Consider the following 25,906-nt stretch of genomic DNA (forward strand, 5'->3'; position numbering starts at 1 on the left):
TTTACTTTCCATATAATTCTTCAATACTCAATATATATATTATCTTTCTTTTTTCTTGAGAAAATATTTCTATTAGAAATCATCCGTTAATTCTTTTTTTCTCAATCTATTTCAACAATCTCTATATTCTGCTTTTTCAAAATCTTACTATCTCTCTTGAATGTATTAAAAATTATTTTCGTTTTCATATATAATTTTATTATAAAGAATTTAATGCATCAATTGTAGCTGCATTATCTATATGGGTATATAAAGTTGTTGTATTGGTACTGGAATGTCCCAATTGTTGTGCAGTTAATACCAATGAATTTGTTTGTTGATAGAGTCTAGTAGCTAACGTATGGCGTAATTTATGTGGGCTAACTTGAACTCTGAAACCTTTTGAATATTTTGCTACTATCCGTTCGATTGCAATACCAGATATACGTTTGGCTTCTCCTTGGTAAATTGCTAAAAATAATGCTTTTTCGTTTTCTGTTACTTTATATCGTTCTTTACGAATAGCTAGATAGTTAGCTAAATATTCCATTGCAAATGCTGCTATATTGACCGCGTCTCTCTTATTTCCTTTTCTAGTTACTACCACATTATTCTTATCTAAAGATAGCTCCTCTAAATTAATGTTTACAACCTCGGAGAGCCTCAATCCCGCCCCTAAAATCAATGCATTAATCGCAAGGTCTCTTTCTACATCTCGTTGGTAATAGATCAGAGCTCGTTTACTCAAATTATTTTTATATTCATTAGCAATATAATCGAGATAATTTTGTGTATCTTCGTCTAGAAATAATTTTTTCTCAATAGCATTTGCACGTGCAGCTAAAGTAGTTTTATCTGTGATAGTTGCTACTTGATTCATAGGATTATCGTCTAAATAAGGTTTTCCTAGAGGGTTATTGGAACTTTTCGAAAGATATTTAAATAGAACTTTCAATGCTGTAATATTTCTATTGATAGTAGAAGTGGATAGTCCTAAATTATTATTATCTTTGAGTTTAGATTTTGTTGTATCTTTTTTGACATTTTCTTTTGAGCGGCGTTTCAAGTGAGATTTGTACAAATTTAAATCATAAGCTGTCAATTGTCTTATTGATGTGATAGAAGTGTCAGAAACAATAGACTCACTTAGAATCCAATCATAAAATAGTTTATAATTTTTTAGGTATTCTAAAGTGGTAAGAGGTGATTGATCTTTATCCTCACGATCTTGAACAAAATCTTGTATATAATCGGGCATATTAAGTATAATTGTATCTATTTTTTGATATATTTCTGTATTTTTCATGCTATTCATCCTTTCAATAAATAGGGAAGAGGAGTACCTCTGCAATTGGACTATACCAATAATAGGGGGTGTTTGTCAATTGGTATACTATATTTTTTTGAAAAACATATAATATATAAGGTTATATATAATTATTTAAAATAAATGGTATATATAAATAGGTGAAGGAATAGTAGTTTGTATTCTAAAAATTTTTTATCTTAACTCTATAGAAAGAACGATTTTTCTATATAGTTAGACACAAGAGAGCGTATTCTTGATTTAATATTAACAATAGTATATACGGTATATGTAAAGAGAATAGAAGAAGAGAGAAGACTGTGCAATTAAACAAATAAAATTCCGAGAAGTGGAGAATTTAGTAGTATTAACAATTTCAAAGGCGGTTCTTAATAAAAATGGGTACATCCTGGAGATACAATTTTTTTAGATTTTTAGATGAAGAAAAACTTCAAGCAGAAATTCAAAAAAAAAATATTAATTGATAAGATGGATATAGCCATATCTCAAGCATCAACAAAGTACGATCGTTCTTTTCAATAACTTGTTGATAAATGATTATTCCTTTTTTCATAAAAGTGGTAATGATAATTCGTCTATTATCTATTAATTGTATTTTTTAGTAAATATGTTATAATCGTTTTAACGAAAAGGTGATTCATGATACACCAAAAACCACTAGCTGGCGGGCTAGTGGTTTTCTTTTACGTTCTATTCAGATTAACGGGTAGGCTTACTGTCTTTTTTGGCAATAATTTTGCAATCAAGCCATTTACAGATGTAATGTGCGGTTACTTCTGCTACGATTGCAAAAAACATATCGAAAAGGTAATTCATAATACAACCTCCTCCCCTTGCCAGAATAGGCCGGGGTAGCAGACAGCATAAATATTATATCATAACGGAAAATTTCATTTTAGTACATTTCTCTATATATAGTGATAAATCATCACAATAAACAATAAAACATGCCATGACTAAACGAAAAGCTCTTATTAAACCCAGTATAGCTTGTAAAACATCTAAGTATATAGAAAACGTAAATTTTCTATATAGTTATTCGATACCCAACTATGAAAAATAATATTATCTCTTTCAATTTTCATCTAATATACTAATCATATTTCTTGCGCAGAGTATATTCATATATTAACACTGTATTCGCATCATCTTCTTCCTTTAAGTTCAAAATACGAATATATTTTATTATTCAAACGTTTATATTTTTTTCCAAAACAGTAAAATATTTTAATTATCCTACAAGTTGCATATATTCTTTCGGATTTAAATTCATAACCTTGATGCAGTAATCCTAATTATATATCATATTCGAACTGTTTTTCTTCATAAGATTAACTAAACATTGTTCCATTTTTTTCATTAGTATTTTATATAAGTCCTTTCAAAAACACTAACTATCTAAGATAAGTAATGTAGTTAATAATCTTTATTAAAAAAAACTATTAACTACAAAAATACTATGTTTTAGATTAATATCATTTTTAAATTTTCCAAGATGATCCAGATTTATCATCATTTGTAGCGTTAGGAGCATATTTTATAGAACTGTCATCAGAAGAAAAATTCTATGTGTAACTTCCATCCCCTTCTAAAGTTTCACCTGATTTAATCTCTCCTACAAAATTTTCTATAAACCCAGTATTTCTTGCTTTTTATCTTAATTCACGATTTCAAAATCTCCTACACTTATACCAATAGATTGATTTATATTGTTTTTAAATCCATAATGAATGGTAATATATTCATTATTCCCATATTATTTTTGGTGGCTTTATTTATTTTAACACTAAGTCATTTAGAATATCAGAAATAACTTTTAAACTAATGCTATCTCTTTCATCACTACTTGTTATGCTACCTTTTGCATTAGTGTCAGTAATACTTACCTTTTTCTTTTTCTACAATAAAAAACTGTAGAATAAAAAAATTTTTATTATATATAAATAAGTATTTTTTTTATTTATGAAACAAAATAAACATAAAAATATTATAAATTATTTATTAATATATAATGATTTATAACATTTTACAAAAATAATCATAGGAGATTAAAGATGAATAACATATCAGTGATCGGATTAGGTTATGTAGGGTTATCCAATGCTCTTTTATTAAGTCAAAAAGATAACGTGTTTGCATATGATCTAGATAAATCTAAAATAAAAAAGTTAAAAGAAAAAGAATCATATATAGAAGACCCTTTATTTACCAAATATTTAAAAAAAAATGATCTAAATATTGAATTTACTAGTGTATTTAATGAAGCTATAGTTTCTTCAGAATATTCTATAGTGTGTGTTCCTACTAACTTCTCAGAGGAACTTCAATGTTTTGATACTTCTATTTTGGAAAATGTTATAAAAAAAATTGTTACTTTTAATAAAGAAATAAAAGTAATAATAAAATCGACAGTTCCAGTTGGATTTACTTCAAGAATGAGAAAAGAGTTATGTACTGATAATATAGTGTTTTGTCCAGAATTTTTAAGAGAAGGTAATGCTTTGAAAGATAGCTTATACCCTTCCAGAATTATAGTTGGTGATATTAGCAATTTAGGAAGAGATATATTTAATTTATTTCAAAGGAATTGCTTAAAATCTAATTTGGCAATTTCTTATGTTAGCTCTATGGAAGCAGAAGCAATAAAGTTGTTTTCTAACACTTACTTGGCTCTAAGAATTGCTTTTTTTAATGAACTAGACACTTTTTCCGAGATAAATAAGTTAAATAGTAAAAATATTATTGAGGGATTAGGGTTAGATAATCGAATAGGTAATTATTATAATAATCCTTCTTTTGGATATGGGGGGTACTGTTTACCTAAAGATACTAAACAATTAAATAAGAATTATGAAGGAATACCTAACAATTTAATAAGCTCTATTATAGAATCTAATGATACTCGAAAAAGGTTTTTAGCAGAGCAAGTATTAAAATATCATCCTAGGACAGTGGGAATTTATAGATTAATTATGAAACAAGGGTCTGATAATTTTCGAGAAGCGTCAATAACTGATATTATGGACTATTTAAAAATGTTAAATAAAGATATAGAAATTATTATCTATGAGCCTAAGATAAAAAATCAAACTATGTATCACAATACCCAAATAATCAATAATTTCGAAAAATTCAAAAAAAAATCTGATATTATTCTAGCAAATAGAGTGGATAATAATTTATCAGATATTATGACCAAAGTCTATACTAGAGATATTTTCCATAATAATTAAGGAAATAAATAGAAGGAGGAGAGTAGAAAAAATGCAGCTGTGGATTAAATTATTTTTAGTGATATACGGATTATTATCTATAACGCATTTATTAATACAAATTTTTAGGAGTGAAAAACACTATATTAATACCAACAAAAATAGTAAGAATGATGATTTAAAAGAATACATTAATGTATCGGTAATTCTTCCTATATATAATGAAAAAAAGGAAATTGTTAATAAAGTTATTCACTCAATCTTAAGACAAAAGAAAGTAAATTTAGAACTGATTATCATCGATGATAAATCTGATAATAGACAAGAACTATTTGAAAATGTTTATTCTTATTATGAACATAAACCATTTGTAAATATACTCTATCCTAAAAATAACATAGGTAAAAGGCATTGTCAAAAATTAGGATTTGATATAGCTTCTGGAGACTATATAGTTACTATTGATTCTGATACAATTTTAAAGGATGAATTATCAATTTATAAATTATCTAAAGGGTTTATCAAGGATAAAATGATTGGAGGCATCACAGGAAATGTGGAAGTTGAAAATAAATCACTAAATTTATTAACTAAGCTAATTTCTTACAGATATTGGATGGCTTTTAATCAAGAGAGAGAAGCTCAAAGTCTTAGCGGTGTAGTTATGTGTTGTTCAGGACCTTTTTCAATATATAAAAAAAATATTATTGATAAAATCAAACATAAATATACTACACAAAGATTTTTGGGAGTAAATTGCACATATGGAGATGATAGACATCTCACAAATTTAATACTCGCAGAAGGATATAAAACTATTTATGATAATACTGCTACAGCATACACCTATGTTCCAGAGAATATAAGAACATATATTAAACAGCAAATTAGATGGAATAAAAGTTTTTATAGAGAGATGTTATGGACTTTTAAATTTTCTTTGGAAAAACCTTTTTATTTATTATATGATTTATTAATGCAACTGATATTACCTATTATGTTGCTTTTTGCAATATTAATTTTATTTTTCCAGTTTTTTTTAACAATGAATTTTAGTATTTTAATAAATTATTTTATTATTTTAGTATTAGTTGCGCTTGTTAGAATTATTTATTCAATATATAGAACCAAAGATGTAGGATTTTTAACGTTTATTATATATGGTTTTATTCATATAAGTATATTGTTGCCTGTTAGAATATATGCAATATGCAATTTAAAAGATAATAAATGGGGTACTAGATAAACTATAAATTCTTCATTTAGAAAAATTTTTAATGCCTTTTTATATAAACATATTTATTTTAAGCAATAGTCCTTCTTTTCAATCTAAAAGAAAAAACAAATTTTTTACATTCAATGAAAAATTTGTTTTTTTTCTACCCCAAAATGGAGATTCCCAAACTTATATTTTAAATTCGCATGTTTGTCAAAAATCATTAACGCACTTTTTCCTTTTAGATAGTCCATAAAACTGGGCACATTTATTTTTGATGGAATACTCAATAACAGATGAACGTGATCTGGCATCATATGTCCTTCTAATATTTCCACCCCCTTATATTTACATAACCGTTTAATAATCTCTTGAATGCTTGCTCGATATTGATTATAGATGATTTTTCTTCTATACTTTGCTGTGAATACAATGTGGTATTTACATAGCCACTTTGTATTGGCTAAACGATTTGCTTTATTAGCCATTTCCTATCCCTTCCTTTCCTGAACAATCATATTTTAACGATATGAAGGGATTTTTGATAGAACCATTTATTCCCCACCCGCATAGCAGCTGGTTTTATGTTTCACTCGCTTTGCGAGTGAAACTAAGTCTAAAGACAATTTGTATCAAAATATTATTTACTAAAATATAAATAATTTATGTTATAAAAAAAAAATTAAATTTATTTTTCAAAACTAATTAAACTTATGATGCTTAAAATACATACTGAATAATCTGCTCGATTTTAGCCACATCTTGTAAGGGTAAATTTTCTACCTTTTTGAGTTTTCTGTTCTTGATATCGAGGGAGTTTAATTGAGAAATAAGTACTTGTCCCTTTGTATCTAAATCTTCAGGAAGAGAATAACGCGTCGGTAGCTTTTTTATAGTAGAAGTAATGGGACAAATTACTGCAACCATGGTTTTACGATTAAATTCAGATCGAGATACAACTAGTCCTATTCTTCTTTTTTGAATGTCTTTTCCTGTAGAAGTATCAAAATCAATCCAAACGATATCTCCTTTTCTAGGAATATATTTTCTTTCTTCTAACATTATAAAATTTCTCTCCCTTCAGGAGTTAAATATTCCCATTCATCTTTTTCATAATACTCCGCTTCTTCTCCTCCACTAAACGGATCTTCAATTTTAGGAACTAATATGATTGTCCCATCATCAGAATATACAACAATGTATTCTTGATTATCTGAAGGTTTTTTACCATTATCAGATGGTAGTGTAATTACTACAGAACTTCCTTGTAATCTAGATTTTGTAATAAGCATATAAACACCTCTTTTTATTTATATTACTATACAACACTAAGTAACGCAAAGTTTTACAAAACATTTATTAGTAGATATTAAGTGTCCATAAAATGACCCGTTTCTGAACACTTTGATTTTTGTCTTTATTTTTCAAAAAAACAGTTCATTTCGTGTTCATAAACCCATGCCAAAATCTATGTTCAATTAAACTATGCGGATAAAGTTATGTTACAATATATTTTAGTTAGGAGTGATTTTTTTGAAAATAGGATACGCCAGAGTATCTACAGGTTTACAAAATTTAGATTTACAAGAAGACAGCCTAAATAAATTTGGCTGTGAAAAAATTTTTACCGATCATATGAGTGGGGCAAAAAGTAATCGACCAGGATTAGAAATGGCGATCGATTATGTTCGCTCTGGAGATACACTGGTTGTTTGGCGTTTAGATCGTTTAGGTCGAAATATGGAAGATTTGATTGCAATCGTTAATCGACTGAATGAACGTGGTGTGAGTTTTCATAGTCTTCAAGAAAATATTACGATGGATAAATCAAGTTCTACAGGACAACTTATGTTTCATTTGTTTGCGGCATTTGCAGAATTTGAGCGTAATTTGATCTTGGAACGATCTGCAGCAGGACGAGAAGCGGCTCGAGCAAGAGGGCGCTTTGGAGGACGTCCTGAAAAATTAAAAGCACAAGACTTAGAATTATTAAAGACACTAGTTGATAGTGGAACACCCATTAAAACTATTGCCGAACGTTGGAATGTTTCTCGAACAACGATTTATCGTTATTTAGATAAAATGGACGAAAAAGATGGAAAATAAACGCTCACTAGTTTTTCAGAATAGCAAAGAATAGATGCGATGAAAAAATATAAAATTATTGAGCCTTATCTTAATAAACAAGAAACGATAAAAGAAATAGCTATAAAAAATAAAGTACCTACTCGTACACTCTATCGCTGGGTACAAAAATATAAACATGATGGTCTAGTTGGTTTAGTTAGGAAGACACGAACTGATTTCGAGCAAATTAAGGTTCCAGAAAAAGTTCGATAAAAAATAGAAGAATTTGATTTACCAAAGTCTTCTAATAGGATTCTACCTCGGGTTTTGATGGTCGATGAATTTCGTTCTCACACTTGCATGGAGGATAAGATGAACTTTATTTGTGCAGATGGCGAGTCAGGCAAACTAATTAATATTTTACCGACACGCAAATTACCTTATTTAACCAACTATTTTCTAAACTGTACCAATCCCGAAGCTGTAGAATACCTAGTGACAGACATGAACGACGTCTACTTCCAGCTCACCAAACGCGTTCTACCAAATGCGAAACTTGTGATTGATCGTTTATGAATCAGGCATTCAATGATCTTCGTATCCGTGAAATGAAAGAGCTGCGTGAAGTTGGTTACTCTCGTGAAGCCGAAAAACTGAAAAAGAACTGGCGTTTTCTCTTAAAAAATCGTGAAAATATTAATCATTATGAGTACAAAACCTGGCGAAGTTTCCAAACACCTAAATACCCACTTCTCACTGAAGCAATGATGATTGATCGATTACTTGCTTTTTACACACCGCTGAAAGAGGCATATACAGTTTTTCACGAGTTGACAGAACAAAGATTCTATCTTATTCTCCTTATTAAAAGAACTTCCAGAAACGCTGGATGACCGCTTTCGAGCGAAACTTCAAAACCTTCTGTCTTATGAAGAAGGAATTACTAATGCACTGATTTACCCTTACTCTAATGGAAAAATAGAAGTAAAGAATACCCATATAAATACAATCAAACGTGTAGTTTACGGATTTAAATCATTTGAGAACATGAAAATTAGGATCTTTTTGATCAATCAATTAATCAATGTGAAATAACAAAAAATCTGAGACAGAATGGGATTCATTCTGACCCAGATTTGATTTTATACCACTCATCATTCCTTATTGTCAAAGAGCCACTTTTCTTTTATGATTAGTAATCAGTCAAATTAATAATACTAAATACAATAAAAATAACTATTCATCCTATAGATTTTTAATTATCCGAGAAATCTTATAGTATGCTTTTGCCAGTCAATTTCAAATGTCAAACAAACATCTGAAGACCAATCAAGATTACTTTGATCTAAATAGTTTCTTCCATACCAATTAAATCCTGACCATGTCTCACTATATGTTTCGGATTTTCTTGACAAATATACTTTAATATGTGATTTTTTGGTATCTTTAGGAGCTTTAAGAACTAATCCATAACTAGGTGAAAAACCTCCAGTGATTAATTGGGAAAGTTGATAATCAGGAGTAAAGTTCTTCTTAACATCATACATATAACGACCGACCATAAACATTTCATTACCATAAGTAATGTTCCAACTGTCTCTTGTATAACCATTCCTGGTCTCAGTAAAAGTAGTTTTCCATGAAGCAGTATTAGTTGTGCCAGTAGTTTTAACTGTTTCATAATCTGGTTGCTGATAAGAAATTGTTTTTGTAAAAGCTGCATTAGCATCTACATTAGCACCTGGAGTTTTTCCTTCCACTTTTACACCGCCTCCTATACCATAAGTAATTGACTCTGAAACTTCCTTGTTTCTTATTGAATTTACAGGAGTCGAATCAGAAATTTTTACCTTGTTATCTGGAGAAATATTTCTAATTGTGGTTGTATATTGATATGGCCACAACATCGATCCGTACCACGAATTTCCTGGAGGAAAATTAAATTTCCTACCTGAAGGAATAAACCCATTTACAGAAAGTACTGTAGTTGCTTGACTTGAATACTTATCATTGAAAAATGTTCCATTTACTGATACAGAAGAATTATTAGAAGCTGTTGCAGAATCAGATGAATTGTAACTTTCAATTTGTCTATTTTTTACAGTAATAGTTGTTTTTATATTACCATTTTCATCTGTTTCTGTAGTAGTTGTTCCTAAAATATTATCTTCGTTAAAATCTGCAAATACTGGTACACCAAATGACAAATTAACTAAAAAACTCAAAATAAATACTTTTTTACATAGGATTTTGCTTCTTTGTAACATCTATATCACCTCTTATTTTTCTTTTAGTATCAATCTTATTATATATTTATATATATATTTTTTTATTTGATAGCGTAAAATATTTTGTGTAAATAGATATTTAGGATAGAAAAAAAGAAAGCCCATTCTGTAAAATTAATGTTACCACACAGAAATTTTATAGGAGGACTTTCTCATACCCAATTTTACTATAGAAATTATGGAGATACTAATCAATAAAGGCAATTTAGATGATTTATTTCGGCATTACCTAGAATTAGCTATTAACACATTGTTACAAGCAGAGTTAACTGCTTTTCTTGATTATGAAAAATATGATTGTGCCGGCTTTAATTCAGGCAATTCTCGTAATGGGAATTATTCACGTTCATTCAAAACAGAATATGGAGAATTAAATTTAGTCATTTCTAGAGACCGAAACGGAGAGTTTTCTCAACAAACATTACCTGCTTATAAAAGAACCAATGATAATTTAGAAACAATCATCATTCAGTTATTTCAAAAAGATATCACTATGTCTGAAATCTCTGAATTGATTGAAAAAATGTATGGTCATTACTATACACCACAAACTATCTCAAACATGAGCAAAATTATTTATGAAGATGTCATAGCTTTCAAAGAAAATTAGAATCAAAATACTCGGTCATTTTTAATGTTGCATTCATATTTCTAGAAATATTGCCTATAAAGTTCGTGTTAGTGACCGAAAAGAAATCTGTGATGATTTTAAATTAATTTATCAAGCAAGTTCAAAAGAAGAGGCAAGTAATCAAATTAACTTTATGATAGATAAATGGAAAAAGCAGTATTCACGAGTGGTTAAGTTACTCATGAATCCTGCCATATTAACGTTTTACAATTTTCTACCTTAAATTATATGAACGATTTATTCAATTAATTTGATTGAAGGCTTTAACAAAATTTTTGTCCCCAAGTAGTCAGTGAGGCAGGATAGATAGCAGAATACGTCCATGAATTTTCGACAAATGGACTGCCGAAAAATCCATTATTGGAATTGCCATTTGGTGACTTAGATATCATATTTAAGAATTGTCTCAAACTCCAGTTTGTCAACTTTCCTTTATATTGCAAAGCCTGCAAGAGAGAAGCTCCTTCACAACCACTAGGCGCACCTAAAACGTACTGATTGTAGTTTTTCATTTTCATCCAGCGTATAATGATACCAATCAACTTTTTTATTGTACAGATGACTTACTGGAATCCCATTCGCTCCTTTGTATGAATACCAACCAATTCCCTCATAAATTCCAACCGATTCTTCTCAAATGACAGTTTAAACAATCATATCAAAGTATTAAAACGCAATGCTTATGGCTTTCGCAGCTTTTATGATTTCAAACGACGAATCATGATTCGTCATGGCAAAACTTTTTTAACTAAATAAACAGAACAGAAAGAGTTTTTCTTCTTTTGCTTGTTTTTTTATTCTTTTCAGTGTAGATAATGAAATATTGGTTTTCTGCTCCACTACCCTCATGCTATTTGCTTCCATTAATTCTAATGCATGTTTTTATCGATCATTCAGAATCCTTCTCGGACGTCCTTAACGATAATTTTTATTATTCGCTTTATGCCATTGTTTTCCTTCTTGTGTTCGAGTCGCAATCAAGTCCCTTTCAAATTGTGCAAAGCTACCAAGCATGTTCATCATCAATGTTTGCATGGAATCATTTTGGTTTGGTTCAAAAGTTAATGCATTATCTAAAAATGTAATTGTTACTCCTGCACTGTTTAGATTTGAAATAAACTTGTTTAGGTCAACGATACTTCTTGCTAAGCGATCAATTTTCGTTACTAAAACTTGATCCCCACTTTTTACAGTAGAAAGTAATTCTTCTAACTCTTTTCTTCCTTATTTTTTGGTTCCCGTATATTTTTCACTAAATATTTTTTCTGCTCTAGCATTTTCTAGTTTTTGAATCTGTGTTTTGTAATCTTGATTACTAGTACTTACTCTCGAATATCCATAAATTGCAAAATTCCACCCACCTTTCTGGACATAAGTTTCTGACACCAGTTAAATCTAAGTATATCAAGAAAAAATCAAAACCACATTTACTCGCTGCTTCTCAAAGAAGCTCTTAATGCTTCTTACGATTTTTTTCTCCAGTAAACGGATCACTGCTTCAAACAATGTAAGCTGATCTGCTACGTGGTCTTCTCGTAATTGATTACGAATATATTCTGCAATTTTTTTCTTGTTTCGTCCTACCGTGTCCACATAATATCCTCTACACCAAAACTTTCTATTTCCATAACGATATTTAAGTTCTGCATATCTATCAAAAATCATTAAACTACTTTTTCCTTTTAAGTAACCTAAAAATTGAAAGACCTTATTTTTGGTGGGATACTGACTAACATATGTATATGATCTGGACAAGCATTTGCTTCTAAAATCTCAACGCCCTTTCTTTCACATAATTCACGTATAATCTCTCCAATACTTGCTTTGTATTTGCTATAAATGATTTGGCGGCAATATCTCGGAGCGAATACTATATGATACTTACATTTCCAAACAGTGTGTGCTAAACTTTCTGTAGCCTTTTTCATAAAAAGGTACCTCCTAAATTTTTTGATATGGTGGTCGGGAAACCTACTTCACCTTATCAGTTTAGGAGGCTTTTTTATACCTCGCTGGAAGCTTTCCGGGACCACCTGCATAGCAGGTGGTTTTCAAAACGCACAATAAAAGGGTCAAAACTTTTTAAGTTTTTGACCCTTTTATAAGAATGTAGACTATTTTTCAAATTTTTATGTGACAAATATTGAGAAAAATTTTTGCCATATATAAAGAAAAGTTACAAGGTATATCCCGTTGGTCATAAATGGCAATAGATTCTTCAATTTAATTAGCTAACTAGTTTTAGGCCAATCACAGAAAACAAAATAATAATCATGGAAGTAAATTGTAGCCAGTTCATTTTTTCTTTAAATAAAAATACTCCAAGGATCATTGAACCAATGGAACCAAAAGCTACCCAAATACTATAGCTAACCCCAGCTTCTAATGTATTCATTGAATGCGATAAAAGTAGTAAACTAGAGGCTGCAGAAATGATAGTTATAATACTCCAATTTATTTTTTTAAATCCGTGTGAATTTTTAAGAGAAAAGACCATTATGATCTCTGCTATTCCTGCTAGTATAAGATAAAGTATATCCACAGATTATTCCCCCTTTGTTGTGATTTTTAGACCCAAAATCCCTATAACTAATAATGCAGAAAACAATATTTTTTGCACAGATACACTTTCTTTCAGAAATAAAATACCCAAAATGATTGTTCCGACTGCACCTATTCCAGTAAACACTGTATATGCTGCTCCAGTGGGTAAGCTTTCCATACCTTTAGCAAATAAATAAAAGCTAATAACAACGAGCAAAATCGTCAAAATGGAATAGAAAAAATGATGGAAATTCTCTGATTTTTTTAAACAAAGTACCCAAAAAATTTCTAAAAAACCTTCGAAGATAACGTAAAACCATTTTTTCTCCATTTCGTACCTCCTTAAGAAAAATTAGATATCAGAATACAAAAAAGGGATTGGATAAGAGTAATCTTATCCAATCCCTTAGAATCCTCCGATATTCGAAAAAAATTGTAATATATTTTTCTATTAATGTAAACAAGGTATTTCATCTAGTCTCGAAAAATCAAGTAAAGTATGACCTGTTGAACTCTAAGATACTCCTTTGAAGATATACGTCATTTTTTATTTTTTTCATAAAGAACATATTTCAAAATATGTCCCTCACGATCCTGGACATGAACAGCAATCGGGTGATAGTTCAAGTGTAACCATGGTGTTCCAAACTTATTTACATCTTCGTTTAGTTTGAGACCAGCAACTATATAATCAGTTTTCTTTTCTTCTACATATTTATTTTGTTGATCCATACTCTCTGGATAAACTTTGTATGGGATATTTATATTCATAAAATACTTAACATTTGGAACAATATTGGGTATTACTGAAAATCCATAATCAATAAACTGGTAATTTAACAGAGTTACATTTTTCTTTCTCTTTAAATACTGAGCAAACTCTAGCTGCGCTGGAACTTTAGCATTTGGATTTGTATTTTCAGCATTTTTTATTTGGATACTTGGCCGATCAGTAAAAAATCGCATATCTCTAAAAGTATCATTTGAATTAATCATTAATATAATCCCCAAAATAATACCACCTGATATTATAAAATTAGTTAAAATAGGCCTTTGAAATTTATATCTATTCATTAAGTCTCTCAAAAAAACAAAAAATCCTAAAAATCCAACTAGTAATACGACTAAATCCAGAAGAATATAGTACTTCAATGGTATACCACCATAGAAAATAAAAAAGTTAGTACATACGAATATAAATACACATAATACTTTAAAAACACTTTGTTTAAAGACTGCCTTTGTAAATAAAAGATAGCCAGATCCTACCATTAAGATAGCTATAATAATTTTGTTTGGCCATATTAATGTAGTAAATATCTTTATTGTATTAAAAAAACGACTAACTATATTCATATTATTTCCTTGATCAACTAATTTTGGATATAACATCATATTAAACTTGAAATAAACAAAATACATTTCATGTAAAGTATGGTTAACTAAAAAATACAGAATAATTGGAATACTAACTACTAAAAAACCTAGTAAACTACAAATCACTGCTTTAAGTACTTGGCAATAATCTTTCTTTATTAGATAATATATTGCAAAAAAAATAAAAAAACCTATCCAAGGACTAATCAACGTATACTTTATCCAAAATACACATCCCATAAGCAAACCTTGAATAAAAAATTGTTTACCTTTTATTTTTTCATCAGTATTAGAGATAGATATAATCAAATATAAGAGTCCAAGTACAAAAGGAAAAACAAATTCTTCTGCGCTATCTCCTGCACGGAAATAGTCCTTATTTAACAAAATTAGTGGAGTTAAACAAGTGATAACACAGGATATTTTCTCTGAAAAATAATAATTACAAATTTTAAAAAATAAAACCAGCGAAGTAGCAAATGAAATGCTTTCTAATAAATAAACACCCAAAAAAGAAGTTGAACTTAATTTATAAGCAATTGCATGAATGAAATACAAGAGTATGCCTTTTTGTTCGAATAGATCTTTATACGGTACCTCACCGTGAGCTATCCCTTTTCCAACCGAGAAAAAAGCATTAGCATCTACCCAATCATTTATGAAATAAAGTGGAGAAGACTTAGAAAATATTAATATGATAAAAAAACTAAACAAGGCAAGAAACATATAGTACTTTTTTTCCCACGACTTATGCTTTTTGATTTTGTATAAAATTGCCATAATTCTCCTTTCAAATTAATTTTTATAATACAGATTTTATTATTTTCTTCTTATAAACTGTAATTACCAAAATACATTGGTAATAAACCTAACACTAAAAAAGCAATGCAATCTAACACTAAAAAAATTGGTATAAATACTGAAATCTAAATGGTATTTACTTTACCTTTAATTTTTAATAATTCTGACACTATACTTATTACAATAGGAACAGCTATAGCTAGAAATTGGTAAAAAATATTGACATCAGCAAAACCTACTTTTCTATTTTTTTCGGTATAATTGCGTTACTATAATTATACCGTCATTATTATTCTAGAAAATTTTTTCTTTAAATAACATTATACAAAATAATATTTCAAAGTGATGTCGCTTTGATTAATGTGGCAGAGACGTTGTAATTCTTTTTGTCTATTTTCGTCTAGTGTAACGGGCAGATGTTTATTTTCTGGTCATTGGTACTCTCTCCTTTCATCGAAATAGACCTATAAAGAATACGACTGCAATCATCTTGAATATTAGACTCACAAGGGCTAATACAAATCGCCAAAAGAGCAAACAAAACATCAATATTACCAAAAATACTACGAAGCTTAGATGCACAGCTTCAGCATGACGCATAAGTATTTCGCCAACAAATAGTATTAATAATGAGGGGATAATCTTGTACATATAGATCTCCTTCTTTCTCTTAGATTAATCTGGCTTTGCTCGTTTATTTCGCACCACTTAAGCGGCGGGGGATGATGGAGCAATTGGTGCGAAATAAGAACCCTTCCCTTAGTTACTAGGTTTTTTTGTCTTTATTTCACACATTCTCACTTTTCGGTATAAATGATTATTGACCTTTTTTTCTTTCAAAACGTTGGTACGGCATTCGTTTGCGGTCAAGTTCATTTTGAATTTCTTCTGTATCGTTGTAAGTGTAAGTATCTAAAAAATCAGTTAAAGTCGTGTACCAGTCGTCCCCTGGATTGTCTACTTCTTCAACGTATTCCCTCAAAAATGCTTCGGGTACAGCGAGTTCGTAATCCATCCCCATTAACACGATAGATTCCGTTCCACACGTTAAAAATCTAGTAAATACAAGGTAATAATCGTCTACCGTCGCATCTTTACTGTTTAACTCTTCCATTTCTTCTTCCATTAATTCCATGCTCTCAAAAATTGAATAATATTCTGATTCTGAGTAATATTGTTTCCGGCAAATCGTGTAACTGACAAAGTTTTCTACCAGCTCACTCCTTTCTAGGTAAACATTCATGATGTATTTTTTGTTTCTAGACATAGAAGCTCCGCTCCACGCTTTAACATTTCAGGACGACGTTTATACACTTCTAAATGATTATTGCTGACTGTGACCTTTGTTTGACTCGTGTCACTTTCCAAATATAATTGTTCTTCGACTCTTTGAATAAAATACTTCATTTCTTCCTTAGAACTAAAGTCTTTTTGAATCTGTCTGATTACTTCATTCAAATGTTCTTTGTTTGTTAAAAAGTGAGAAATATCTTCCATTGTTAGTTGATAAACCACATTACTCATTTTCGTTGTCCTCCTTTTTCATGATGTAACATGCGCCATGCTTGTTGACATTTTCAAAATAGTCTAGTCATTCACTTGAAAAAATTTTGGCTTTTTTTTTCGACAAATTTCGTATAAGTTAGTTCTAAAGCTTGGTATTCAGAAGGTTTGATTGTGCTTGGCATGACGCCTGCTTCCAAGCATAGTAAGGCTTGGAAAAACCATTTTCCATTTTGCTTTTTTAGTTCTTCAAGCGTTCGATAGTAGGTCGCAATGAGATTCATTTCGACACCTGATTCAATTATTTCTTCCACAGCTACCGACAATTTTTCCTTATAATGTTTTTTTGTATGCGTGTTTCGTTGTATAGGAACGTCATATCCTCCATTTTTTGTGCCATTTTATCCAAAGGTAATTTGACAAATTCGTCATAGTAATTTTGAGCCATAAGTTTATCTTCCTTTCTCTTCAATCAAAATGTAATCACCGTAAGACAAGGTATTTTTTTTCCCACATGTTTGATATTGATAAAAACGATAGCTTTTGATACATTTTGCTCTTTCTCCGCAATCACATTCGACAGTATGTGGTGCATGGTAGTTTGGAAATAATTCGCTGAAAGGAACACCCCAATAATCAAATTTCTTTCGTATGATTGATTCTGCCTCCTCTGAGGAAAGGTTTCACTTCCTTTCGTTAGTTCTTTCTTTATTGATTTGTTGGCCAGAATGAATCAACGAAAAGCGACAAGGGCGCGTAGCGTGCCATTTACCCTTGTCCTTGTCGCTTTTTGGTGATAAAAGGCAACTTGTTGCCGGTCTGGCAAATCAATAAAGAGATAACGAACAGGAACGAGCCTTTTGGTGAGAGGAATTTTTTTCTATTTTTTCTTGCAAAGCAAGACACCTTATCTTCTCGAACGGCGGTGGCGGTTGGAGTGAGAGAAAGATTTTTCAATTGAGAAGGCGTTTGTGCCTTCCTAAACAGGCCTTTTCCTGTTTCTATGTAAAATAAAAAGAGCTGCAATCCTCATTTAGGACTGCAGCTCTTCTTTTATATGCCCATCGATCGTGTAAAATGACCGGGATTTCTAACATACATGCTAGCAATAGCCAGCTGATTTCGTTTATTGAAGTGACCTGTTACTGCAATATTGTATTTTCTCCATCATCCATAATTAACAATTTATCCGCTATTTCTATTTTGGCCACTACACAATTAATTAGTTCATGACTCGTGCATAATGTAAATCGCACAAGCAACGTCTGTGTCTTGATCACCCGAATTTTATCAAGTAAACCAATATATTGTTCCATCACGATTACCTCGTTAAAATTATAGCAAAAATCAAATCATTGGGATATTTCAATTATGCTATAATAGTTTTGTTGTCTGCTACCCCGGCCTAATCTGGCAAGGGGAGGAGGTTATAGGTTTGAAAATTCTTTTTGATTTTATTTTTGCAATCATGGCAGAGGTAGCCGCGCACTACATCTGCAAATGGCTTGATTACAAATTTGCCAAGAAAGACAGTAAGCCTACCCGTTAATTCTTATAATAGAAACGTAAAAGAAAACCACTAGCCCGCCAGCTAGTGGTTTTTGGTTATAGATTGAAAATTCTTTTTGTTGTCTAAATTATAGCATAAACCGTGGCAAATGCAACTAATAGAAAATTCTATTTAGAACGGTAGATCATCATCGTTAATATCAATTATTTGTCCATCAAATGGGTTTTGTGAGTCCTTAAAACCGATATTATTAGTTTTCGTTATATCATGTTGTACAACGATTTTTGTTCCTAGTTCAATTTGAGATTGACCGTGGTGTACAAGGATTTCTATCGCTTCTTTACTTTCTAATAGTTGGAAATTATCTGCTACAACTTCCGTCACATAGACGCGCTGTCCTTGCTGCTTGTCATGTATTTGAATTACCAGCATTATTCACTGAACTTTGGATATCAGCAGCGGGAAATAATAATTGAAATAGCATAATAACCGCTAATGCGTTTAAACAAAATTTCATGAAGAAATTCCATATTTATCCCCTTGTTCTAAAAGATTCATTTAATTATTTTTCATTATGTTGTCCTTTCTGAAATTATTTCGTATTTGCTTATCTTTTCAAGGTTTTTAAAATCAGTTCTTGATTTTCGGAAATAATTTTCTGGTGGAACTGGTCTAATGCCGTATCATAATCTTTTCCATTAGTTTCTAAAATTTCCATTGCGACTGCTTTTGTTTTTCGTTGTTCTACTGATCATTCCGTATTTATTTCTCCTTTAATTTTTTATAAAAAAATAGAAGACATAAAATTTTATACTGAAAAACACTAGATTCAATTATTTTCGTAATTCAGGTATTCATTTTCCTGACAATCGTTGTTCTTTTCTAAAAGAACGTACTTTATCATATTCCATACTTGGAATTTTCTTTAACCACATATTTCAAAGTGTATTCAAGCATTATGATCACTTCTCTGATTTTTGTGTCACCAATTTTTCCGTCAATGTTTGCCAATCAATTCCAAAATTCAATGCCCCGCTTCGAGACTGAGTAACTCTCAAAATAAGAATTTCTTGAACTACATTTTTCGATCATCCAAAATACACAAATTCTTAATATATCGGGTATTCGGCAATTATTTTTGATAGTTTGGTTGACTCTTAATAGTGTGGTCAGGTAAGCAATAACAATATTCAGTTTCAATTATTCCATTCTTTTTCTTTCTCAATTTTCTTGAAACTCTAGATTTAATAATACTTTTACTATAAACGTAAAAATTGTAATATTTCTCTTCTAATAACAAATCCTTCACAGAATATAAATTTTATTTTTGGTTTTCCAAGATAAAACTTCCTCCTAAAAATTGGATAAATATATTTTTCACTCTCTTCTAAATTGTTTATCTTCTTGTTTTCCTGCAATTAATAATGCCATTATTCCTATTCCAAACATAATACCTACAAATAGACCTGCACAAAATAACATATGAATCGTCCCCTACTTATTTAGTTTATTAAAATATAAAAAACAGCCTTATTTTTAAAATAAGACTGTTTCTGGATCAACCAATTGTGATTGACTTAAACTATGATCTAAACATAATTCAAAATGCAAATGGCTACCTGTGCTATTTCCTGTAGAGCCAACATAACCAATGATTTGACCTTGTTTTACTTTGTCGCCAACTTTGACTTGATATTCTTGTTGGTGGGCATATAAAGCCGTTGTACCGTCTTCATGCTCAATAGCTACATAATTCCCCCATGAAGGATGAAACTCTGCTTTAACGACCGTTCCTGCTTTGCTGGCATAGATGGGTTCGCCTTGTGCTGCTGCCAAATCTAATCCTCTATGAAATTCTCCCCCACGAGTATCAAACGGACTAGAAATCGTATAGTTTTTCACCGGTACAATATATCCTTCTTTACTTAATTGTGGTCCTGCGACTTCCTTGTCATAGTCCGTTAAATGATAGGTCTCGATCAAACCATTTAATTTTTGATCGTATTTCGTATCCGTTGCATATCTACCAGTTAAGAATTTGGTTGCTTCTTGATAAGTTTTTGCGTTTGTTTTCCATACACCACTATAAAATTGACTATTACCAGTCAAACCTTCTTTAAGCAGCTGTGCATAGTCATTTAAGCTATCTTCATAGTTTTCATACTGTCTAAAAGTGGCTTGTGTGGTGTAAAGAGTGCCATCACCTAAATCCTCTTGTGTGGCAAAAGAAACACCTTTTCCGTTATGTGTTCCTTTGATCCCGAACAAGTTATAATTTGGCGCTTGTGCTAACTGACTTTGACCGCTAGCTGATTCCAAAATGGCTTGCGCAATCATAACAGAAGCATATAAGTCGTTCTCCTGTCCTACTTTGCGAGCAGATTCGCCGATTTTTCGGACAAAGCTTTCTACAGACTCATCTTTTTCAAAATGAATGTTTCCTTCAGCCGTTTCTTTGCTTGAAGGAACTAATTCTTGAATAGGGGCAGTTGACGTTTGATGATACGGTTTTGACTCGCTTTCTGCTGATTTAGCTTGCTGCTGTTCATTTGTTATCCTTGCTTGATTGTTTGGATCAACAAACGGTGCTTGCTGATTGCTTGAAGGTTCAGTTGTTGACTGAGTCTGTGATTCATTCGTAGAACTACCAGTGTTCGGCTTTTCTGGTTTCGATTCACTCGGCTTTGTTTCGCTAGGTTTGGTTTCATCAGGTTTAGACTCACTATTGGATTCCGTTGTACTTGTTGAATCTGTCGTGCTGTCTTCTGTAGGCTTTTCAGCCGATTCTGTTGTAGACGTCGTATCTGTCGAGCTAGTTGTTGTATTCTCGGTTGTACTTTGATCTGTACTACTTTCTGTGGAATCAGTCGTTGTTTGCGTAGTAGACATTCCTGTTTGTTCATCACTACTTGAAGTAGATTCTTCAGACTGATTATTCATCTTGCTAGATTGACTGGTTGGAGTTGAAAGCTGTTCATCTGCTAATAACTGTAACGGTGCTGTCAATAGCATTTGAGAAAGAAGAACAGCGGAAGCTACTTTTGAAATATGCTTTTTTTTCACTTTTTCTCTTTCCTTTCCTGTATTACATTTAAGATAACTTTATTTTATGAATTTTTTATAAAAATATATATAAGTTTTTTCACCCATTACGCTCTATTCAATAGAATACAACTTGAAAGATCAACAAAAAAACTAAACCAATCAGAATATGATAAGCATTAGCTAATTGAAATACTAGGATAGAAAATACTTGAACGTTAGAATAAATAGCTTTCTTTTCTGTGAAGCGCCATTCTATTTTATTTGTTTGTTTTGCCTTTTTAGTATCATTATCGAGAGTAATACTTTCCTTTGCTGCTTCAGTTCTCTTAGTTGAAGTCGCTTGTTGGTCATTTAACCGTTGTTTATTAACTGTCTTATTTCTCGTTGTTTCTAATCCTAAAACTCGTTTAATATCATGTGAACCATTTTCAGCTGAGTAAGATCGAACATACCTAGCTTGAATTAATGTACGATTAGCTGTGTGTAATCCTCAACAGCAAATATGGATGTCAAAAACCGTACTTCTCTTATAGCTAAATCTCAAACTGTTGAATTTTCCAGTATTGTTGGAATCATAAAACGAACGCAAGCAGCCGTTTGTGGCGGATTATATGCTTATAGTGGTGCCAATACAATGTATCGAAAAGATGCTTTATTTGATGTAGGTGGGTTTCGTCAAGACCGTGCAACAGAAGATATCAGTATCGCGTGGGACCATCAAATGAATGGCTGGCTATCAATTTTTGCACCATCCATTATTTTTTTTATGGAAGTCCCAGTAACCTTATCTATGCTGTATCGGCAAAGAAAACGTTGGGCGAAAGGTGGCACGGAAGTGTGGTTGACCAACTTAAAAAAAGTGTTTTCCCCCCTTTCAAAAATCTTGGTCAAACAGTGATGTTCATGGATCAGACACTTAGCATTATTTGGTCAACTTTTTTCTGTATATCTTCTATTATTTTTCTTCTTCTTGTCGGGAAAGCTTTAATCCAAGATTCAGAAGTAACAATCTATCGCACATTTACAGTCAGTTTTATTTTTATTTGTTTTGAGATGCTTGCGGGTATTTTACAGTTAGTCACTTCTTTGATTGTAGACGATCAGGGAAGAAAAATGAAATATCTATTTTTTGCACCGCTTTATATGTTATTATTCTGGGTAGTCAATGCAATCACTATCGTGACTACATTTATTCCTGCAGTGAAAACTATCCTTGGTTATGGAAGTGGTGTATGGGTAAGTCCAGAACGGACAGCAAAATCTCGAAACAATGGTGATGATGATTAAAAAGGAAAGAATATTATTGAATATACTTTCTCATCACATTAGAACTTATTCCTCTAATACATTAAGCCCGATTACCCGATCACGAGTAATCGGGTATTTTTATTCTATAATCAATTTCATTAAATCTAGTACAATATTCTTGGAGAGACAGTGACATGATTGAAGCCTATTTTCGTCTAGTGTAACGGGTAATTGGCATTGGTACTCTCTCCTTTCATCGAAATAGCCCTATAAAGAATATGGCTGCAATCATCTTGAATAGTAGACTTACAAGGGCTAATACAAACCGCCAAAAGATCAAACAAAACACCAGTATTGTCAAAAATACTACGAAGTTTAAATGTACAGCTGCAGCATGACGCATAAGCATTTCGCCAACAAATAGTACTAATAATAAAGGAATAATCTTGTTCATATAGATTTCCTTCTTTCTCTTAGGTTATCGGGCTTTGCCCGTTTATTTCGCACCACCTAAGCGGCGGGGGTGGTTGGAGCGATTGGTGCGAAATAAGAACGATTACCTTAGTTATTAGGGTTTTTGTCCTTATTTCACACATTTTCACTTTTCGGTATAAATGATTATTGACCTTTTTTCCTTTCAAATCGTTGATATGGCATTCGTTTACGGTCAAGCTCATTTTGGATTTCTTCTGTATCGTCGTAAGTGTAGGTGTCTAAAAAAACAATTAAAGTCGTGTACCAGTCGTCACCTGGGTTACCTACTTCTTCTACATATTCCCTCAAAAATGCTTCGGGTACAGCGAGTTCGTAATCCATCCCCATTAACACGATAGATTCCGTTCCACACGTTAAAAATCTAGTAAATACAAGGTGATAATCGTCTACCGTCGAATCTTTACTGTTTAGCTCTTCCATTTCTTCTTCCATTAATTCCATGCTCTCAAAAATTGAATAATATTCTGATTCTGAGTAATAGTGTTTCCTGCAAATCGTGTAGCTAATAAAATTTTCGACCAACTCACTTTTTTCTAGGTAAACATTCATGACGTATTTTTCTGTTTCTAGTCGTAGAAGCTCCGCTCCTTTTTTTAATGGTTCAGGACGACGTTTATACACATCTAAAATATTATTGCTGACTGTGACCTTTGTTTGACTCGTTTCGCTTTCCAAATATAACTGTTCTTCAACGTTTTGAACAAAGTACTTCATTTCTTCCATACAACTAAAGTCTTTTTGAATCCGTCTGATTACTTCATTCAAATGTTCTTTGTTTGTTAAAAAGCGAGAAATGTCTTCCATTGTTAGTTGATAAACCACATTACTCATTTTCGTTGTCCTCCTTTTTCATGATGTAACATGCGCCATTCTTGTTGACATTTTCAAAGTAGTCCAGCCATTCACTTGAAACAGTCTTAGCTTTTTTCGTTTCGACAAATTTTGCATACGTTAGTTCTAAAGCTTGGTATTCAGAAGGTTTGATTGTGCTTGGTTTGACGCCTACTTCCAAGCATAGTAAGGCTTGGAAAAACCATTTGTTATTTTGCTTTTTCAGCTCTTCTAGTGTTCGATAGTACGTCGCAATGAGGTTCATTTCGACACCTGATTCAATCATTTCTTCCACTGCGACTGACAATTTCTCTTTGTAATGCTTTTTGGGTACACGTGTTTCGTTGTATAGAAATGTCATATCCTCCATTTTTTGTGCCATTTTATCCAAAGGTAATTTGACAAATTCATCATAATAATTTTGCGCCATAAGTTTATCTTCCTTTCTCTTTAATTAAAATGTAATCGCCGTAAGATAAGGTATATTTTTTCCCACATGTTTGACATTGATACAAATAATAGCTTTTGATACATTTCGCTCTTTCTCCACAATCACATTCAACCGTATGTGGTGCATGGTAGTTTGGGAATAATTCGCTGAAGGGAACACCCCAATAATCAAATTTCTTTCGCATGATTGATTCTGCCTCCTCTGAGGAAAGTTTTTTTCCTTTCGTTAGTTCTTTCTTTATTGATTTGTTGGCCAGAATGAATCGACTAAAAGCGACAAGGACAAGGGCGCGTAGCGTGCCATTTACCCTTGTCCTTGTCGCTTTTTGGTGATAAAAGGCAACTTGTTGCCGATCTGGCAAATCAATAAAGAGATAGCGAACAGGAACGAACCTTTTGGTGAGAGGAAGCTTTTCCTATTTTGTCTTGCAAAGCAAGACACCTTATCTTAGTGAACGTGTAGCGTTCACTTCCTTTCTTCTCGAACGGCGGTGGCGGTTGGAGTGAGAGAAAGGTTTTTCAATTGATAAGGCACTTGTGCCTTCCTAAACAGGCCTTTTCCTGTTCCCGTTTCTATGTAATACAAAAAGAGCTGCAGTCCTACATTAGGATTGCAGCTCTTCTTTTATATACCCATCGATCGCGTAAAATGATCAGGGTTTCTAATTTGCATTGATTCAATGACTAATTGATTCCGTTTATTGAAGTGACCTGTCACTGAAATAGTATACTTGCCTTCTTCCAAAATCAGCAATTTATCTGCTATTTCTATATTGGCCACTATACAATTGATTGGTTCATGACTCGTGTGTAATGTAAATCGCACAAGCAATGGCTGTGTCTTGATCACCCGAATTTTATCGAGTAAACCAATATATTGTTCCATCACGATCACCTCACTAAAATTATAGAAAAACCAGCTAAAATTGAGAATTTTTATTCGATTTTAGATATGCTATAATAATCAAGACAGTAAAGTTTGAAGACGGTGGCGACTTCTGGAAAGGTGGTGGTGCTTATGAATGTAAGTGCTAAAATCTATGAAAGGAGTAAGCCTTTTGTCCGCATATGAGACAATTCAAACCATTCTTGGTTTTGGTATGTTTACCATTGCTTTGATTAGTTTGATTGTAAATATGCTTAAAAATGACAAAAAGAAATAACCGTCTACTTTAGCAGGTCAGCGGTTATTTCCAAATAACTAATATTCTGCCACCGTTCTTTAATCGGTGCTGTTAATGAGGGGTTGTTCGCGCAACTCCTCTTTTTCATGTTCATTATAGCAATATTTCGCAAGAAGTTCAATGATTTCCCGTTAACCCTACATATAAAGCGGTAGAATAGCCGTAAGTATAACAGCTGTCGCGCCTATTGTGACTTTA

21 protein-coding genes and 12 pseudogenes are annotated in these 25,906 nt (G+C 31.6%); 9 read left to right on the top strand and 24 right to left on the bottom strand.

Translation table 11 applies throughout. The features are described 5' to 3' along the window. Window positions 1-199: 199 nt before the first annotated feature. Complete coding sequence (gene xerS, locus IGJ11_RS13555) at window positions 200-1,285, bottom strand: tyrosine recombinase XerS (RefSeq protein WP_438772678.1); 1,086 nt, start codon at window positions 1,283-1,285, stop codon at window positions 200-202. 2,075 nt (window positions 1,286-3,360) lie between these two features. Between xerS and IGJ11_RS13560 the strand changes: the two genes are divergently transcribed. Continuing rightward, window positions 3,361-4,539: a nucleotide sugar dehydrogenase gene (locus IGJ11_RS13560; protein ID WP_438772680.1), complete on the top strand. Its 1,179-nt coding sequence runs from the start codon at window positions 3,361-3,363 to the stop codon at window positions 4,537-4,539. Between the two features lie 31 nt (window positions 4,540-4,570). Continuing rightward, window positions 4,571-5,764, top strand: coding sequence for a glycosyltransferase (locus tag IGJ11_RS13565; RefSeq protein WP_438772682.1), 1,194 nt, complete (start codon window positions 4,571-4,573; stop codon window positions 5,762-5,764). Between the two features lie 140 nt (window positions 5,765-5,904). On the opposite strand, the pseudogene tnpA (IGJ11_RS13570) reads toward IGJ11_RS13565, so the two are convergent. The 3 genes and pseudogenes from tnpA (IGJ11_RS13570) to mazE all read right to left on the bottom strand — a co-directional run. Then, window positions 5,905-6,222, bottom strand: a pseudogene (tnpA, locus tag IGJ11_RS13570) (IS200/IS605 family transposase); the annotation flags it as partial. Window positions 6,223-6,454: 232 nt separating this feature from the next. Further along, window positions 6,455-6,796 (bottom strand): type II toxin-antitoxin system PemK/MazF family toxin, encoded by a 342-nt coding sequence (locus tag IGJ11_RS13575; protein WP_438772684.1) that lies wholly within the window; start codon window positions 6,794-6,796, stop codon window positions 6,455-6,457. Then, the gene (mazE, locus tag IGJ11_RS13580; RefSeq protein ID WP_438772686.1) at window positions 6,796-7,026 is read right to left on the bottom strand and encodes a type II toxin-antitoxin system PemI/MazE family antitoxin; all 231 of its coding nucleotides are present in this window, start codon (window positions 7,024-7,026) and stop codon (window positions 6,796-6,798) included. Before mazE ends, IGJ11_RS13575 begins: the two co-directional genes overlap by 1 nt. Before the next feature lie 241 nt (window positions 7,027-7,267). Here mazE and IGJ11_RS13585 point away from each other — a divergent pair, with 241 nt between their 5' ends. From IGJ11_RS13585 to IGJ11_RS13595, 3 genes and pseudogenes are all read left to right on the top strand, one after another. Continuing rightward, window positions 7,268-7,840 (top strand): recombinase family protein, encoded by a 573-nt coding sequence (locus IGJ11_RS13585; protein WP_438772688.1) that lies wholly within the window; start codon window positions 7,268-7,270, stop codon window positions 7,838-7,840. A 39-nt stretch (window positions 7,841-7,879) separates the two neighbouring features. Then, complete coding sequence (locus IGJ11_RS13590; RefSeq protein WP_438772690.1) at window positions 7,880-8,074, top strand: helix-turn-helix domain-containing protein; 195 nt, start codon at window positions 7,880-7,882, stop codon at window positions 8,072-8,074. 18 nt (window positions 8,075-8,092) lie between these two features. Beyond that, a pseudogene (locus IGJ11_RS13595) lies at window positions 8,093-8,896 on the top strand (transposase); the annotation flags it as partial. Between the two features lie 164 nt (window positions 8,897-9,060). Here the strand turns inward: IGJ11_RS13595 and epx are convergent. Next, a complete protein-coding gene (epx, locus tag IGJ11_RS13600; RefSeq protein WP_438772692.1) occupies window positions 9,061-10,068 on the bottom strand; it encodes an enterococcus pore-forming toxin Epx in 1,008 nt (335 codons plus the stop codon). A gap of 175 nt (window positions 10,069-10,243) precedes the next feature. On the opposite strand from epx, the pseudogene IGJ11_RS13605 reads away from it, so the two are divergent. After that, window positions 10,244-10,940: pseudogene (locus tag IGJ11_RS13605) on the top strand (transposase); the annotation flags it as partial. A 49-nt stretch (window positions 10,941-10,989) separates the two neighbouring features. On the opposite strand, the pseudogene IGJ11_RS13610 reads toward IGJ11_RS13605, so the two are convergent. Continuing rightward, window positions 10,990-11,335, bottom strand: a pseudogene (locus IGJ11_RS13610) (C39 family peptidase); the annotation flags it as partial. 24 nt (window positions 11,336-11,359) lie between these two features. Between IGJ11_RS13610 and IGJ11_RS13615 the strand changes: the two are divergent. After that, window positions 11,360-11,476 (top strand): annotated as a pseudogene (locus IGJ11_RS13615) (transposase); the annotation flags it as partial. Here the strand turns inward: IGJ11_RS13615 and IGJ11_RS13620 are convergent. The 13 genes and pseudogenes from IGJ11_RS13620 to IGJ11_RS13680 form a co-directional block, all read right to left on the bottom strand. Continuing rightward, a pseudogene (locus IGJ11_RS13620) lies at window positions 11,465-12,093 on the bottom strand (recombinase family protein). The pseudogenes IGJ11_RS13615 and IGJ11_RS13620 overlap by 12 nt on opposite strands. Window positions 12,094-12,173: 80 nt before the next feature. Next, window positions 12,174-12,648 (bottom strand): annotated as a pseudogene (tnpA, locus tag IGJ11_RS13625) (IS200/IS605 family transposase). A gap of 299 nt (window positions 12,649-12,947) precedes the next feature. After that, window positions 12,948-13,262, bottom strand: a complete 315-nt coding sequence (locus IGJ11_RS13630; RefSeq protein ID WP_010719551.1) for a DMT family transporter — start codon at window positions 13,260-13,262, stop codon at window positions 12,948-12,950. Window positions 13,263-13,265: 3 nt separating this feature from the next. Continuing rightward, a complete protein-coding gene (locus IGJ11_RS13635) occupies window positions 13,266-13,595 on the bottom strand; it encodes a DMT family transporter (RefSeq protein WP_438772694.1) in 330 nt (109 codons plus the stop codon). A gap of 209 nt (window positions 13,596-13,804) precedes the next feature. Next, the gene (locus IGJ11_RS13640) at window positions 13,805-15,421 is read right to left on the bottom strand and encodes a hypothetical protein (RefSeq protein ID WP_438772696.1); all 1,617 of its coding nucleotides are present in this window, start codon (window positions 15,419-15,421) and stop codon (window positions 13,805-13,807) included. Window positions 15,422-15,892: 471 nt separating this feature from the next. Next, window positions 15,893-16,093: a hypothetical protein gene (locus IGJ11_RS13645; RefSeq protein ID WP_438772698.1), complete on the bottom strand. Its 201-nt coding sequence runs from the start codon at window positions 16,091-16,093 to the stop codon at window positions 15,893-15,895. 166 nt (window positions 16,094-16,259) lie between these two features. Continuing rightward, a pseudogene (locus tag IGJ11_RS13650) lies at window positions 16,260-16,966 on the bottom strand (hypothetical protein). Next, window positions 16,959-17,393: pseudogene (locus IGJ11_RS13655) on the bottom strand (hypothetical protein). The pseudogenes IGJ11_RS13650 and IGJ11_RS13655 overlap by 8 nt, the downstream one beginning before the upstream one ends. Before the next feature lie 4 nt (window positions 17,394-17,397). After that, window positions 17,398-17,598: a DNA helicase UvrA gene (locus IGJ11_RS13660; RefSeq protein WP_438772716.1), complete on the bottom strand. Its 201-nt coding sequence runs from the start codon at window positions 17,596-17,598 to the stop codon at window positions 17,398-17,400. A gap of 400 nt (window positions 17,599-17,998) precedes the next feature. Continuing rightward, window positions 17,999-18,261, bottom strand: a pseudogene (locus IGJ11_RS13665) (hypothetical protein). Window positions 18,262-18,626: 365 nt separating this feature from the next. Further along, window positions 18,627-18,869, bottom strand: a pseudogene (locus tag IGJ11_RS13670) (single-stranded DNA-binding protein); the annotation flags it as partial. A gap of 963 nt (window positions 18,870-19,832) precedes the next feature. Further along, complete coding sequence (locus IGJ11_RS13675; RefSeq protein ID WP_438772700.1) at window positions 19,833-19,937, bottom strand: DUF3789 domain-containing protein; 105 nt, start codon at window positions 19,935-19,937, stop codon at window positions 19,833-19,835. Between the two features lie 54 nt (window positions 19,938-19,991). Then, window positions 19,992-21,518, bottom strand: coding sequence for a peptidoglycan DD-metalloendopeptidase family protein (locus tag IGJ11_RS13680; protein ID WP_438772702.1), 1,527 nt, complete (start codon window positions 21,516-21,518; stop codon window positions 19,992-19,994). Between the two features lie 475 nt (window positions 21,519-21,993). Between IGJ11_RS13680 and IGJ11_RS13685 the strand changes: the two are divergent. Next, window positions 21,994-22,787, top strand: a pseudogene (locus IGJ11_RS13685) (glycosyltransferase family 2 protein); the annotation flags it as partial. Window positions 22,788-23,001: 214 nt separating this feature from the next. Here IGJ11_RS13685 and IGJ11_RS13690 read toward each other — a convergent pair. From IGJ11_RS13690 to IGJ11_RS13710, 5 genes are all read right to left on the bottom strand, one after another. Then, window positions 23,002-23,202, bottom strand: coding sequence for a hypothetical protein (locus IGJ11_RS13690; protein WP_438772704.1), 201 nt, complete (start codon window positions 23,200-23,202; stop codon window positions 23,002-23,004). 164 nt (window positions 23,203-23,366) lie between these two features. Next, window positions 23,367-24,074 carry a hypothetical protein gene (locus IGJ11_RS13695; RefSeq protein WP_438772706.1) on the bottom strand — a complete coding sequence of 236 codons (708 nt, stop codon included), beginning with the start codon at window positions 24,072-24,074 and terminating at the stop codon, window positions 23,367-23,369. After that, the gene (locus IGJ11_RS13700; protein ID WP_438772708.1) at window positions 24,067-24,504 is read right to left on the bottom strand and encodes a hypothetical protein; all 438 of its coding nucleotides are present in this window, start codon (window positions 24,502-24,504) and stop codon (window positions 24,067-24,069) included. The genes IGJ11_RS13695 and IGJ11_RS13700 overlap by 8 nt, the downstream gene beginning before the upstream one ends. A 4-nt stretch (window positions 24,505-24,508) precedes the next feature. Continuing rightward, complete coding sequence (locus IGJ11_RS13705) at window positions 24,509-24,709, bottom strand: DNA helicase UvrA (protein WP_081123580.1); 201 nt, start codon at window positions 24,707-24,709, stop codon at window positions 24,509-24,511. A gap of 440 nt (window positions 24,710-25,149) precedes the next feature. Continuing rightward, on the bottom strand, window positions 25,150-25,410 hold the full coding sequence (locus tag IGJ11_RS13710; RefSeq protein ID WP_207414733.1) for a hypothetical protein: 261 nt from the start codon (window positions 25,408-25,410) through the stop codon (window positions 25,150-25,152). A 154-nt stretch (window positions 25,411-25,564) separates the two neighbouring features. Between IGJ11_RS13710 and IGJ11_RS13715 the strand changes: the two genes are divergently transcribed. After that, entirely contained in the window at window positions 25,565-25,687 is a 123-nt protein-coding gene (locus IGJ11_RS13715; RefSeq protein WP_002295624.1) for a putative holin-like toxin, read from the top strand. The last annotated feature ends 219 nt before the right edge of the window (window positions 25,688-25,906 follow it).

The organism is Enterococcus sp. DIV0691 (genome assembly GCF_051711145.1).
Lineage (GTDB): Bacteria > Bacillota > Bacilli > Lactobacillales > Enterococcaceae > Enterococcus_B > Enterococcus_B hirae.

Coding starts and splice junctions, on each gene's coding strand:
- IGJ11_RS13705 (WP_081123580.1), bottom strand. CDS start 24,709: ATGCGAAAGAAATTTGATTATTGGGGTGTTCCCTTCAGCGAATTATTC.
- xerS (WP_438772678.1), bottom strand. CDS start 1,285: ATGAAAAATACAGAAATATATCAAAAAATAGATACAATTATACTTAAT.
- IGJ11_RS13640 (WP_438772696.1), bottom strand. CDS start 15,421: ATGGCAATTTTATACAAAATCAAAAAGCATAAGTCGTGGGAAAAAAAG.
- IGJ11_RS13695 (WP_438772706.1), bottom strand. CDS start 24,074: ATGAGTAATGTGGTTTATCAACTAACAATGGAAGACATTTCTCGCTTT.
- IGJ11_RS13700 (WP_438772708.1), bottom strand. CDS start 24,504: ATGGCGCAAAATTATTATGATGAATTTGTCAAATTACCTTTGGATAAA.
- IGJ11_RS13565 (WP_438772682.1), top strand. CDS start 4,571: ATGCAGCTGTGGATTAAATTATTTTTAGTGATATACGGATTATTATCT.
- IGJ11_RS13575 (WP_438772684.1), bottom strand. CDS start 6,796: ATGTTAGAAGAAAGAAAATATATTCCTAGAAAAGGAGATATCGTTTGG.
- IGJ11_RS13590 (WP_438772690.1), top strand. CDS start 7,880: ATGAAAAAATATAAAATTATTGAGCCTTATCTTAATAAACAAGAAACG.
- IGJ11_RS13690 (WP_438772704.1), bottom strand. CDS start 23,202: ATGAACAAGATTATTCCTTTATTATTAGTACTATTTGTTGGCGAAATG.
- mazE (WP_438772686.1), bottom strand. CDS start 7,026: ATGCTTATTACAAAATCTAGATTACAAGGAAGTTCTGTAGTAATTACA.
- IGJ11_RS13560 (WP_438772680.1), top strand. CDS start 3,361: ATGAATAACATATCAGTGATCGGATTAGGTTATGTAGGGTTATCCAAT.
- IGJ11_RS13635 (WP_438772694.1), bottom strand. CDS start 13,595: ATGGAGAAAAAATGGTTTTACGTTATCTTCGAAGGTTTTTTAGAAATT.
- IGJ11_RS13710 (WP_207414733.1), bottom strand. CDS start 25,410: ATGGAACAATATATTGGTTTACTCGATAAAATTCGGGTGATCAAGACA.
- IGJ11_RS13645 (WP_438772698.1), bottom strand. CDS start 16,093: ATGTACAAGATTATCCCCTCATTATTAATACTATTTGTTGGCGAAATA.
- IGJ11_RS13675 (WP_438772700.1), bottom strand. CDS start 19,937: ATGTTATTTTGTGCAGGTCTATTTGTAGGTATTATGTTTGGAATAGGA.
- epx (WP_438772692.1), bottom strand. CDS start 10,068: ATGTTACAAAGAAGCAAAATCCTATGTAAAAAAGTATTTATTTTGAGT.
- IGJ11_RS13715 (WP_002295624.1), top strand. CDS start 25,565: ATGAAAGGAGTAAGCCTTTTGTCCGCATATGAGACAATTCAAACCATT.